The organism is Stenotrophomonas bentonitica, from assembly GCF_002887735.1.
In the GTDB taxonomy this organism is placed as follows: Bacteria; Pseudomonadota; Gammaproteobacteria; order Xanthomonadales; family Xanthomonadaceae; genus Stenotrophomonas; species Stenotrophomonas bentonitica_A.
On sequence record NZ_PKQP01000001.1, the window covers coordinates 138,294 to 151,333 of the forward strand.

A 13,040-nucleotide genomic window follows, 5' to 3' on the forward strand; every position below is an offset into this window, starting at 1 on the left:
CCGCCATGAACGGCCCAGGCTTCCACGTTGATGTGGTCGACTACCCGGCGCAGCACGCCGCGCTGCACCGGGTCCGGTTCACCGTGTTCGTCGACGAGCAGCAGGTCCCCGCCGAACTGGAGATCGACGCGCTCGACCCCCTGAGCGTGCATGTCCTGGCCTGCGACACCGCCGGCACCCCGATCGGGGCCGGACGGCTCACCCCGGACGGCCGGATCGGCCGCATGGCGGTACTGGCGGCCTGGCGTGGCAAAGGCGTCGGCGAAGCCCTGCTGCTGGTCCTGGTCGACCAGGCCCGGGCCCGGGGCTGGCGCGAGGTCGGGCTGCATGCGCAGCTGCCGGCCCGCGTGTTCTATACCCGGCAGGGCTTTCTGCCGGAAGGCGAGATCTTCGAAGAGGCCGGCATCGCCCACCAGCACATGCGCCTGGCCCTGTCCGGTGCAGTCGTGATCGAGCGCGCCGAAGAGGCCGTGGCGATCACCACCGCGTTGATCCACCGCGCCCGTCGCCAGCTGTGGATCCACAGCCGCCAGCTCGACCCCGGCCTGCTCGATGCACCGCCGGTGCTGGAAGCGTTGCGCCGCTACGCCACCGCCCGCCACGACAAACAGGCCTGGCTGATCGTCCACGACAGCGCCGCCATCCGTCGGGCCGGATCACCCGTGCTGAGCCTACTCCAGCGGCTGCCGAGCGTCTTCCGGGTGCGCGAGGTGAGCGATCCGATCGACCGCGCGACGCCATCTGCCTGCCTGCTCAACGATACGGGCGACTACTACTTTCGTCTGAGCGGCCACCGCTTCGATGGCGAGGCCGGGCTGGCCCAACCGGCACGTTCACGACCGTTGCAGGAAGGTTTGCAGCGCGTATGGGAACGTTCGCGTGATTGCAGCGAACTGCGGGCACTCGGCCTGTAGCCCACCGCGCGGCCCCGAACCTGTCTGGGAATGACACCGCGGTTCCCGCACTGGACCGTACGGTGCCCCTTCCTGTCGCGTTGGGGGTACAATTTGGGGCGTTAGATACCGCCCGCGCAGGCTATTCACTTTTCCCTGCCGGATCATCGAAGCCTTACCCCACAAGCGAATCCGACTCTCCATCGTGGACAATCAACTGAAGCAGTTTGCGCAATCTTCGCAGCTCGCCGGCGGCAACGCCTCCTATATCGAGGATCTGTACGAGCAGTACCTCGTTTCTCCGGACAGTGTCGATCCCAAATGGAAGACCTACTTCGACGGCTTCCAGGGCCGCGAAGCCGGTGATATTCCGCATTCGGCCGTCATCGCCCACATTGCCGACGCCGCCAAAAACGCCATCAAGAGCGGCACCGCCGATGGTGCCGGCGACGAGCGCGAGCGCAATGTCGGCCGCCTGATCACCGCTTACCGGTCGCGTGGCCACCTCGGTGCCCGCCTGGATCCGCTGAGCCTGACCGCGCCGACCAATCCGCCGGACCTGGGCCTGCCGTTCCACAGCCTGTCGGAAAGCGACCTGGGCAGTGAGTTCAGCACCGGCGGCGTCGCCGGCCAGCCGCGCATGAAACTGCGTGACCTGCTGGAGCGCCTGAAGAAGACCTACACCGGCTCGATCGGTGCGGAATTCATGCACATCTCCGAGGTCGAGCAGCGCCAGTGGCTGTACCAGCGCCTGGAAATGGCCGGTGGCAACTACAACCTGGACGCAGACACCCAGCGCCGTACCCTGGAGCGCCTGACGGCTGCCGAGGGTCTGGAGCGCTACCTGCACACCAAGTACGTGGGCCAGAAGCGCTTCTCGCTGGAAGGCGGCGATTCGCTGATCCCGATGATGGACACCATCATCCGTGACGCCGGCAAGGATGGCGTCAAGGACGTGGTGATCGGCATGGCCCACCGCGGCCGCCTGAACGTGCTGATCAACACCCTCGGCAAGAGCCCGCGCAAGCTGTTCGACGAGTTCGAAGGCAAGTTCGAGCACGACGACCACGCCTCCGCCGGCGATGTGAAGTACCACATGGGCTTCTCGGCCGACGTCGCCACCGCCGGCGGCGCGGTCCACCTGGCGCTGGCGTTCAACCCGTCGCACCTGGAAATCGCCGATCCGGTCGTGGCCGGCAGCGTCCGTTCGCGCCAGGAACGCCGTGGCGATACCGCCCGCAAGCAGGTGATGCCGATCCTGATCCACGGTGATGCGGCCTTCGCCGGTCAGGGCGTGGTGATGGAGCTGTTCCAGATGTCCCAGGCCCGCGGCTTCGCCGTTGGTGGCACGGTGCACATCGTGGTCAACAACCAGGTCGGCTTCACCACCTCCAATCCGGAAGATTCGCGCTCCACGCTGTACTGCACGGACGTGGCCAAGATGATCGCCGCGCCCGTGCTGCACGTGAACGGCGACGATCCCGAAGCGGTCGTGTTCGCCGCCAAGCTGGCCTTCGAGTTCCGCCAGAAGTTCAGCAAGGACGTGGTCATCGACCTGATGTGCTACCGCCGCTGGGGCCACAACGAAGCCGATGAACCGGCGATCACCCAGCCGCTGATGTACCAGGTCATCCGCAAGCACCAGACCACCCGCGAGCTGTACGCCGCGACGCTGGAAGCCGCCGGCGTGATCGAAGCCGGTGGCGGCAAGGCCCTGGTCGATGCGTACCGCAACAAGCTCGATGCCGGCGAAGTCACCACCGAGCTGGCCCAGGTCGAGAAGACGCCGGCCACCAGCAAGATGTACGTGGACTGGCCCAAGCTGCTCAACGGCAAGCTGTCCGACGCCGTCTCCACCGCCGTGGGCATGGAGAAGGTCAAGCAGCTGGCGCAGATGATCAACACCGTGCCCGAAGGCGTGGAACTGCACTCGCGCGTGGCCAAGGTCTATGACGACCGCCGCAAGATGGCCGCAGGCGAGATCCCGGGCGACTGGGGCTTCGCCGAGAACCTGGCCTACGCCACCATCCTCGACGAAGGCAACAACCTGCGCCTGGTCGGCCAGGACGTCGGCCGCGGTACGTTCACGCACCGCCACGCGATCCTGCACGACCAGAAGACCGACAACTACTACCTGCCGCTGCGCCAACTGGTCGAGTCGCCGGAACAGGCCACCATCATCGATTCGCTGCTCAGCGAAGAAGCCGTGATGGCCTATGAGTACGGCTTCTCCACCACCGATCCGAACACCCTGTGCATCTGGGAAGGCCAGTTCGGCGACTTCGCCAACGGCGCCCAGGTCGTGATCGATCAGTTCATCGCCGCCGGGGAAGCCAAGTGGGGCCGCATCACCGGCCTGACCCTGCTGCTGCCGCACGGTTATGAAGGCCAGGGCCCGGAGCACAGCTCCGCACGCCTGGAGCGTTTCCTGCAGCTGTGCGCGCTGGAGAACATGCTGGTGTGCGTGCCGTCGACCCCGGCGCAGGCGTACCACATGCTGCGTCGCCAGATGCGCATGACCACCCGCAAGCCGCTGATCGTGATGTCGCCCAAGTCGCTGCTGCGCCACAAGCTGGCCGTGTCGACCCTGGACGAACTGGCCAACGGCGAGTTCCAGCACCTGATCGGCGATGCCAACGCAGACGCCAGGAAGGTCAAGCGCGTGGTGCTGTGCTCGGGCAAGGTCTACTACGACCTGCTGGAAGACCAGACCAAGCGTGGCCAGGACGATGTCGCCATCATCCGCGTGGAGCAGCTGTATCCGTTCCCGCGCGTGGCACTGGCAGCAGAGCTGAAGAAGTACGGCAAGGCGGCCGATGTGGTGTGGTGTCAGGAAGAACCGCAGAACCAGGGTGCCTGGTACCAGATCCGTCACCACCTGCAGGCGTGCCTGGCCGATGGCCAGAGCATCCATTACGCAGGTCGCGCCCGTTCGGCATCGCCGGCCGCTGGACACATGGCTGACCACATCATCGAGCAGCAGAAGCTGATCGCCGATGCCCTGGTCAACCCGTTCAACGACTCGGTCGCTGAATAACTCTCCCCCTCATTCTAGAAAAGACAAACCAGGAAGCTCCCGCATGGCCACCGAAGTCAAAGCCCCGGTACTGCCCGAATCCGTCGCCGACGGCACCATCGCCACCTGGCACAAGAAGGTCGGCGATGCCGTCAAGCGCGATGAAAACCTGCTTGATCTGGAAACCGACAAGGTCGTCCTGGAAGTGCCGTCGCCGGTCGATGGCGTGCTGAAGGAGATCAAGTTCGAGGTGGGCGCCACCGTGACCTCCAGCCAGGTCGTGGCCATCATCGAAGAAGGTGCGACCGCTGCTGCTGCGCCGGCCGAAGAGAAGAAGGCCGACGCCCCGGCCGCTGCTCCGGCACCGGCCGCTGCCGCTCCGGCCGCTGCCGCAGCGCCGGCCCCGGCCACCAAGTCCGCTGCCGATTCGCTGCCCCCGGGTGCCCGCTTCACCGCCATCACCGAAGGCGTGAACCCGGCCGACGTGGACGGCACCGGCCGCCGCGGCGCGGTGACCAAGGAAGACATCGTCAACTTCGCCCGCAACGGCGGCGCCGGCAAGTCCGGTGGCGCACGTCCGGAAGAACGCGTGCCGATGACCCGCATCCGCAAGCGCATCGCCGAGCGCCTGATGCAGTCCAAGAACGGCACCGCGATGCTGACCACCTTCAACGAGGTCGACCTGTCCAAGGTCTCGGCCGCGCGCAAGGATCTGCAGGACGAGTTCGTCAAGGCGCACGGCATCAAGCTGGGCTTCATGAGCTTCTTCGTGAAGGCCGCCGCCAACGCACTGCAGCGCTTCCCGCTGGTCAATGCCTCGATCGATGGTGACGACATCATCTATCACGGCTACTCGGACATCTCGATCGCCGTGTCGACCGAGAAGGGTCTGGTGACCCCGGTGCTGCGCAACGTCGAGCGCATGTCCTTCGCCGATATGGAAAAGACCATCGCCGACTACGCCAAGAAGGCCCGTGACGGCAAGCTGAGCCTGGAAGAACTGCAGGGCGGCACCTTCACCGTGACCAACGGCGGCACCTTCGGTTCGCTGCTGTCGACCCCGATCATCAACCCGCCGCAGAGCGCCATCCTGGGCATGCACGCCATCAAGGAGCGTCCGATCGCGCAGAACGGCCAGGTCGTGATCGCGCCGATGATGTACCTGGCGCTGTCCTACGATCACCGCATCATCGACGGCAAGGACTCGGTCCAGTTCCTGGTGGACATCAAGAACCAGCTGGAAAACCCGGGCCGCATGCTGTTCGGCCTGTAAGACCTCCCACCCCTCCGCGCCCGCGCGGAGGGGTTCTGGTTTTACGGCACTGCACCGCACTGCCCTGCTCTCTCCCCCGGCGCCTGCGCGCCACCGGCTTCAAGCGAAGCTCGGGAATGCAACAAGGAACTATCAATGGCTGAACAATTCGACGTCGTCGTCATCGGTGCCGGTCCGGCCGGCTACCATGCCGCCATCCGCGCCGCGCAGCTGGGTCTGAAGACCGCCTGCATCGACGCTGCGCTGGGCAAGGACGGCAAGCCGGCCCTGGGTGGCACCTGCCTGCGCGTGGGCTGCATCCCGTCCAAGGCGCTGCTCGATTCCTCGCGCCAGTTCTGGAACATGGGCCACATCTTTGGCGACCACGGCATCAGCTTCAAGGATGCCAAGATGGACGTCGAGGCGATGGTTGGCCGCAAGGACAAGATCGTCAAGCAGTTCACCGGCGGCATCGCCATGCTGTTCAAGGCGAACAAGGTCACCGCGTACTACGGTTTCGGTGAGCTGCAGCCGGGCAACATCGTCAAGGTCAAGCAGCACGACGGTTCGGAAGTCGAGCTGAAGGGCACCAACGTCATCATCGCCGCCGGTTCGGACTCGATCGAACTGCCGTTCGCCAAGTTCGATGGCGAAACCATCGTCGACAACGTCGGCGGCCTGGATTTCACCGAAGTGCCGGCTCGCCTGGCCGTGATCGGTGCCGGCGTGATCGGCCTGGAACTGGGCAGCGTCTGGAAGCGCCTGGGTTCGGAAGTGACCATCCTGGAAGCGCTGCCGGACTTCCTGGCCGCTGCCGATGCCGAAGTGGCCAAGACCGCCTTGAAGGAATTCAAGAAGCAGGGCCTGGACATCCGCCTGGGCGCCAAGGTCTCCAAGGCCGAGGTGACCGGCAAGGGCAAGAAGAAGGAAGTCGCCCTGACCTACGCCGATGCTGAAGGCGAAAAGAGCCTGGTCGTGGACAAGCTGCTGGTGGCCGTCGGCCGTCGCGCCGCCACCAAGGGCCTGCTGGCCGAAGGCACCGGCGTCAAGATCAACGAGCGTGGCCAGATCGAAGTGGACGCACACTGCCACACCGGCGTCGATGGCGTCTGGGCGGTCGGTGACTGCGTGCGCGGCCCGATGCTGGCGCACAAGGGCTTCGAGGAAGGCATCGCCGTGGCCGAGCTGATCGCGGGCCTGCCGGGCCACGTCAACTTCGACACCATCCCGTGGGTGATCTACACCGAGCCGGAGCTGGCCTGGGTCGGCAAGACCGAGCAGCAGCTCAAGGACGAAGGCATCCCGTACAAGGCCGGCAGCTTCCCGTTCGCCGCCAACGGCCGTGCCGTGGCGATGATCGAGCCGTCGGGCTTCGTGAAGGTCCTGGCACACGCCGAGACCGACCGCATCCTGGGCATGCACCTGGTCGGCGCGAACGTCTCCGAGCTGGTGCACGAAGGCGTGCTGACCATGGAGTTCAGCGGTTCGGCCGACGACCTGGCGCGCATCTGCCACGCCCACCCGTCGCTGTCGGAAGTGGTGCATGACGCCGCCATGGCCGTGAGCAAGCGCGCGATCCACAAGGCCAACTGAGCCAGCGTTGGTGGCGTAACGAAAAACCCCGCTTCGGCGGGGTTTTTTGTGGGCGAGAGGTAGTGCCGGCCGCTGGCCGGCTCCTCGCCATGGGTAGTGCCGGCCGCTGGCCCGCTCCTCGTCAACCCGACAGCAAGAGCCGCCGGCCAGCGGCCGGCACTGCCCGATCCCTTTCCTGTTCAGGCCGTTGCGACGCGCCCGCCACCCAGCAGCCGCGCCGGAAGCATCAACAGCGCACGCAGGAAGGCAAACAGCGCCGAGAACGTGATGCCGACCAGGCGGAACGGCAGGCTGACCAGCCACACCAACGGCCACGCCACCAGGGCCAGGAGCGCCAGCGGCCAGCACAGCACGAACAGCAGGCACCACACGCCCAGCGCGAACAGGGTCTTCATCGTCGGTCTCCTTCGACTCGGGGCAACGTCGCCCACCGGGCCACGTTGCCCCGCGCCGGGGAACGCGACAAGCGCGCTGCGACGAACCACTCCCCAGCGCGGATGAAGCTGCCGCTGCGGCGATGAAACCGGCGTGCCGACCGTGGCCGGCGCGCCGCCCACTCACGGTACCGGCGGTGACTCCACCGCGCCGCCCTGCCCGCCCGAGGTCAGGCGCAGGCCGATGCTGCTGGCACGATCCGCGCCGCGCGCCTGTTCATGGCCAAGCAGCAACGACAGGCTCCAGCCACGCTGGATCGCCAGATCCACGCCGGCCTGCAGCGACAACACATCATCGTTGTAGCTGCGGAGTGCTACCTGGTAGTCCTGCGGCCGTGACCACGTCGCGTAGTTCAGCGAAGCCATCCCGCGGTCCTGCAGCGCGCGCCGGTACTCGATGCTCCAGAACGGACGCAACCGGCTCTCGGCCGATACCTTCGCACTGCCCTCCACCCCGATGGCCAGCGCGCGGTTTTCCACGGTCTGGCGGCCATAGGCGAGATCCAGCACGCCCAGGCCGTGCTCGCGGTAGGCATCCAGAGTGGTACGGCTGGCATTCCAGCGGGCGTACCCGGTCAGCCGGGTTGCCGCCAGCATCTGCTCGTAGCCCAGGCCGAGCGAACCGAACCACTGCGTGCCATCGCGCCGCGCCTGCGCCTGCGCATCGGCATCGGTGCTCCAGCGCTGCAGATCGAACTGCAGGTTGCCGGTGGCGATCATCGCGTCCACGTACAGGTGCGCGTTGCCACGCCACAGTCCGTACAGCGCCAGCGAGCGCTGGTCGGCGCGCAGGCGGGTGCGATCGTCGTCCTGGTCGCTGTCGCTGCGGCCCACGCTGCCGGCCACGCCGAGCAGCGTGCGTTCGCCGAGACGGCGGTCCACACCGACGCTCAGCCCGTCGCTGCGCAGGTCATAGCGGCCACCTGCGGTGGCCCCGCCGCGGCCGTAGCTCGCGGTACCCGCGGCCCAGGTTCCCCAGCCGGCCGGCAACCACGCCGCGCCGGTACCGAGTGCGCTGCCCAGCGGCAGCGATGCGGCGTTGGGGCCGCCACCGCCACTGGACACCGACAACGTGTTGCTGGCGGGGTTGCCGCCGTCGCGTACCTGGCGCAGGCGATCGCGGATGTTGCCCTGTTGCGCGGCGGCGAAACGGACGCTCGCATCCACCTGCGCCTGCAGCAGTCCGGTGACGCCCGGGTCACGGGTCGGGTCAGGGCGCACATTGACCACCAACCGCAGTTCCACGCGGGCGGCGGCGTAACCACCACTGGCGGCCTGCTGTGCGGTGATCACGGCGCTGCCTTCAGCGTGTACCTGGACTGTGCGGCCCTCGATGCTGGCCACCGCCGGCGCACTGCTGTGGAAGGTGAACGCACCGGGGCTGACACTGCTCGGCAGCGGCAGCTCGAAGCTGCCCTGCTCCAGCAGACGCGACATGTCTGCCGCCCAGGCCAGCACCGGCACCGCGGCGGCGATGTCCACGTCCAGGCGCTGCTGTGCGGCGGCCTGGTGGTTGGCGTCGCCGGCCTGGTCGGCGGTCAGGCTGCACCGCCCGGACGCCAGCATGACCACGCGCGGGCCGTCCACGCTGCACACCGCCGGGGTGGTGCTGGCGAAGATGATCGGCTGCCCCGAGGCGCCGCCCTGGGCGCTCAACAGGAAGCTGCCTCCCGCGCTGAACACCGGGGCGCCGGGATCGGCGACGAAGGCGCTGATGGCCTGCGCGGCCTGCGCGACCACGAAGCGGTAGCCGAGCGCGGCGGTAAAGCCATGCGCATCGCGGGCCTCGACCTGCACCTCGAACGTGCCGGCCTGGATGGCGGTGCCCTCAAGCAGCCCATCAGCGGTCAACCGCACGCCCGGCGGCAGCGCGCCGGACAGCAGCCGGAACGCATACGGGGCGACGCCGCCACGCACTGGCAGGCGCGTGCTCACTGCCTGCCCCAGGGCGATCTCCGGCGGTGCAGTGTCGCCGGGGATGATCTGCGGCGCGTCCACCACCAGCACCATGCTGCGGCGGGCCTGGAACGGGCCGTCGCCGGTGCTGCTGTCGGTAACCTCCACATCGACCGCAAAGCGGCCGGCAACCACCGGCGTGCCGATCAGTTGCCCGCCCGGCGTCAGCGCCGTCCCGGCCGGCAATGCGCCCCCCACCAGCGCATAGCGGTAGGGCGCACTGCCTCCGCGGCTGAGCAGCTGCAGCGTGTAGGGGCTGCCGGCGGTGGCCGCGTCGGGCACGATGTCATCGATCGCCACACTCGGCGCGGCCACGGTGATCGTCACGGTCGCCGGTGCGGAGGTGCTGAAGGCATCGCTGGCGGTGTAGTCCACGCTGTCGGCGCCGGCATAACCGGCGTGCGGGGTGTAGCGCAGCGTGGTGCCCTGCACCTCCAGCGTGCCATGCTGCGGCGCGCGGACAACGTCGATGCGGGTGACGGCACCCTGCAGCGTCAACGGCAGAGAGGTAGCCGCTGCGCCGTAGGCGATGCCGATGCGGCTGTCCGCCGCGCCCAGGACCGGCAACGGAGTGACCGCCGCCGAAGGCGCCGAGGCCGCGCCTTGGCCGTGTTCGCTGCGTGCGACCACGATGAAACGATACGCGGTGCCGTTGGCCAGCCCGGTCACGGCAATCGGCGAGCCGCTGCCGGTGGCGCTGATGCCGCCCGGTTGCGCGCTCACGGTGTAGTCGAGGATCGCGCCGCTGCCGGCGCGGGCCGGCGCAACGAAATGCACCAGCACCTGGCCATCGGCGGCCACGCCACGCACATCGGCCGGCGCGCCCGGCAGCTCGACGCCGACCAGCACCGCCACCGTGCTGCCGACACCGTGCAATGCCGTCGCCGCGTCGGTGCCTTGTGCATTGCGCAGGCTGCCTGCAGCGGCCTGCAGCGCCTCCACGGCGATCCCATCCTCATCGAGGTCATCGGCCTGCACGGTGTAGCCAAAGCGCAGCACGGTGCCCTGCGCATCGGCCGCCTGCGCGAGCAGCACGGCCTCGCGCTGCTGTGCGCCGATACGCAACTGAAGTACCGGTGGCACGCCGACCTGCAGCGGCTGGTCGAAGCCGACCTGGAACGCCAGCGTCTGCCCCGCCAGATAGCGGCCCGCTGCAGGCGGAGTCACCCGCAGCACGCGCGGCGCATCGAGCACGGTGAGCGCGTCCGATGGCGCCGAGGCCGCGCCGCTTCCCACGCGGTTGATGGCGGTAACGGTAAAGCGCTGCGCGACGCCGGCAGGCAGGCCACCGATGCGCAGCGGGCTGCCCGCGCCGCGCACGCTCTGCCCGCCTGGCAGCGCCTGCACGAGGTAGCCGGTGATCGGGCTGCCACCGTCGAACGCGGGGGCCACGAAACGGATCTCGGCAGTCTGGCTGGACGCCAGCACGACCTGCACGATCGCTGGCGCACCCGGTGCAACCGCCCGCACTTCGAAGCGATGCGAGACGCGTACGGCGGCACGGGTGGCGGCATCGCCGGGCTGGTCGGCATCGATGCCGCAGGTGCCGGCCGCCAGCAGGGTCAGCGTGCCGTCGGGGCCCACGCTGCACACCGCCGGTGTGGTGGCCGTCCACTGCACCGGCAACTGGCTGCTGGCGGTGGCGGCCAGCCGCGGCGACGTGCCGAGGTCCTGCGGGCCCGGATCGGCGAACTGGATCTGCTGGTCGGCCATCGGCACCACCGGTGCCGACGGCACCGAGGCCGCGCCCGTGCCGGTCGCGTTGCGCGCGGCGACCGTGAAGCGGTACGCCGTACCGTTGCGCAGGTTGGTCAGCACCGCCGGCGATTGTGCCACCGGTACCTGCAGGCCACCGGGCTGCACGGTGACGACGTAATCCAACACCGTGCCGCCGCCGTTCTGCAGCGGCGGATCGAAGGTCACCGTCGCCGTACCGTCGTCCGCACGGACGGCGGTGATGGTCGGCGCATCAGGCGCCACGGCGCCCACGGTGATGCCGGCAGTGGAACCGACACCGGCCAGGACCAGCCCCGCATCGACGCCGTCGGCGTTGCGCAGGGTGCCCCCGTTCAATCCGAGCGATTCGATCGCGATCCCGTCCAGATCCCGCTGGCCGGGCAGTACGGTGTAACGGAAATCAAGCGTGGTGCCGCCCGAGCCGGCGTCGTACTGCGCCGCCACGCGCTCGCTGCCGATCACCAGCACCAGCTGCGGCGTACCCGTCACCTGCACCGGCTGGTCGAAGACAAGCTGGAAGTCGAGCGACTGGCCGGCAACATAGCGACCCGCGGCCGGTACCTGCACCGCGCTGATCCGCGGCACGGTCGGCAGGGTGACCGGGTTGGAGGCCACCGACATCGTCCCCGGACCGCTGGCCGTGCGTGCGCGAACATGGAACGTGTAACGTCCCCCTGCCTGCAGGCGCTCCACCCGTACCGGGCTGGCGGCACCGGAAACCACCGATGCACCTGGCAGGGTGATCACCTCGTAGGCCGTGATCGCGCTGCCGCCATCACTGCCAGGCGGGTCGAAGAATACGTCCACGCTGGTGGCGCCCGCGCGTTCGGCGCGCAACATGGTGGGGGCCGACGCGGTGCCGGGCACCACCATGAAACTGCGCGCCACCGGCGTGGCTGCGGTGATGCCGGCCGTGCCGGGCTGCTCGGCGAGCACGGTACAGGTGCCGGTGCTGAGCAGGCGCACGCTGGCAGGCGCTTCGGCCTGGCACACCAACGGCGTCTGGCTGCTGTACTGCACCGGCAGCCCGCTGCTGGCCGTGGCGGTGAGCGACAACAGGGTGCCGACCGGCTGTGGGGCCGGCAACGGGAAGGTGATGGCCTGGCTGGCCTGGGGGGTGACCGTGTTGCTCGGGTCCGAGTCGACACTCACCTCGGTGCCGTTGTCGGCACGCACGCGGAACTGTACCGGCACGCCATTGGCCAGCCCGGTGACGGGGATCGGCGAGGCGCTGCCGGTGGCCTGCGCGCCGCCGCTGGAGATCACGACGTAGTGCGCGATCGGCGCCCCGCCGTTGCGGGCCGGCGCCTGGAAGCTGATGCTGGCTTCGCCGTCTGCGGCGGAGGCGACCACCCGGGTCGGCGCGTCCGGTACACCCGCCGCGACGCTGCCAGCGTAGCCCGAACTGGCGCTGGCCCTGGTCGCATCGGCCACGGTGATGGTGGCACTGAAGCCACCGGCCTGTTCGGGCACGCCATGCACGCGGCCATCGGGCTCCAGCACCAGGCCGGCAGGCAGTTGCCCTGCCGTGATCGTGAAGGCGTAGGGCGCGGTGCCGCCGCGAACCCCCAGGGTCTGGTCGACGTTACGGCCCACGGTCATCACTGGCGGCGTGGTGGCGTCCAGCGTGAGCGGCGCGGCCGAGGCGTTCTCACAGCGTACGACCGCGTTCATGAGGTAGCCGCCGCGGGTACTCACGGAAAGGTACAGGCCGTTGGCCACCAGGTATCCGGCCGGCGTACTGCCCGTATGAGGGCCTGGCGTCCCGGTGAAACTGCGGTAGTCGTATGCCACCGAGGAAAAGTTCGCCGCACGCAGGATGACGCTGTCCGACTGGGCCAGGTTGATACGGGGGTCCAGCCCGCTGTCGAGGAAGGTGACGGAGACGATGTCACCCGGGAGGAATTTCGTGGGCTGCTGACTGGTCGTCATCGTGACGCCACCGCTCAACGCGTTGACCGCCGCACACCCCGGGGATTCGGCCATGGCCATGCCGCTGCCCAGCACCAGCTGCAGCACACCGGCGCCCATCCAGATGGCGGCCCGCGCCAGCCTGCCCTTCCCTGCCCCTGACAGCATCCGCACTTCCCCTTGCCCGTCCGTTCAGCGCGCGCCGCCGTGGTCCGGTCGGCAACGCCGTCGCTGTGGTGATCGTCGAG

The 13,040-nt window shown here is 68.6% G+C and carries 6 protein-coding genes; 4 read left to right on the forward strand and 2 right to left on the reverse strand.

The window, feature by feature from the left end; all coding sequences use genetic code 11:
* The first annotated feature begins 5 nt into the window (after positions 1-5).
* The 4 genes from C0R07_RS00650 to lpdA all read left to right on the forward strand — a co-directional run bounded on the left by C0R07_RS00650 (position 6) and on the right by lpdA (position 6,754).
* Positions 6-914 carry a GNAT family N-acetyltransferase gene (locus tag C0R07_RS00650; RefSeq protein WP_102787994.1) on the forward strand — a complete coding sequence of 303 codons (909 nt, stop codon included), beginning with the start codon at positions 6-8 and terminating at the stop codon, positions 912-914.
* A 184-nt stretch (positions 915-1,098) separates the two neighbouring features.
* Positions 1,099-3,930: a 2-oxoglutarate dehydrogenase E1 component gene (locus tag C0R07_RS00655; RefSeq protein ID WP_102787995.1), complete on the forward strand. Its 2,832-nt coding sequence runs from the start codon at positions 1,099-1,101 to the stop codon at positions 3,928-3,930.
* 43 nt (positions 3,931-3,973) lie between these two features.
* Positions 3,974-5,182 carry a dihydrolipoyllysine-residue succinyltransferase gene (gene sucB / locus C0R07_RS00660; protein ID WP_102787996.1) on the forward strand — a complete coding sequence of 403 codons (1,209 nt, stop codon included), beginning with the start codon at positions 3,974-3,976 and terminating at the stop codon, positions 5,180-5,182.
* A 135-nt stretch (positions 5,183-5,317) separates the two neighbouring features.
* Positions 5,318-6,754, forward strand: coding sequence for a dihydrolipoyl dehydrogenase (gene lpdA, locus C0R07_RS00665; protein ID WP_019185930.1), 1,437 nt, complete (start codon positions 5,318-5,320; stop codon positions 6,752-6,754).
* Positions 6,755-6,933: 179 nt separating this feature from the next.
* On the opposite strand, the gene C0R07_RS00670 is transcribed toward lpdA, so the two are convergent.
* Together C0R07_RS00670 and C0R07_RS00675 are read right to left on the reverse strand one after the other, a co-directional pair.
* The gene (locus tag C0R07_RS00670; RefSeq protein WP_102787997.1) at positions 6,934-7,149 is read right to left on the reverse strand and encodes a hypothetical protein; all 216 of its coding nucleotides are present in this window, start codon (positions 7,147-7,149) and stop codon (positions 6,934-6,936) included.
* 162 nt (positions 7,150-7,311) lie between these two features.
* Positions 7,312-12,960 (reverse strand): fibronectin type III domain-containing protein, encoded by a 5,649-nt coding sequence (locus C0R07_RS00675; protein ID WP_146027573.1) that lies wholly within the window; start codon positions 12,958-12,960, stop codon positions 7,312-7,314.
* Positions 12,961-13,040 lie beyond the last annotated feature (80 nt).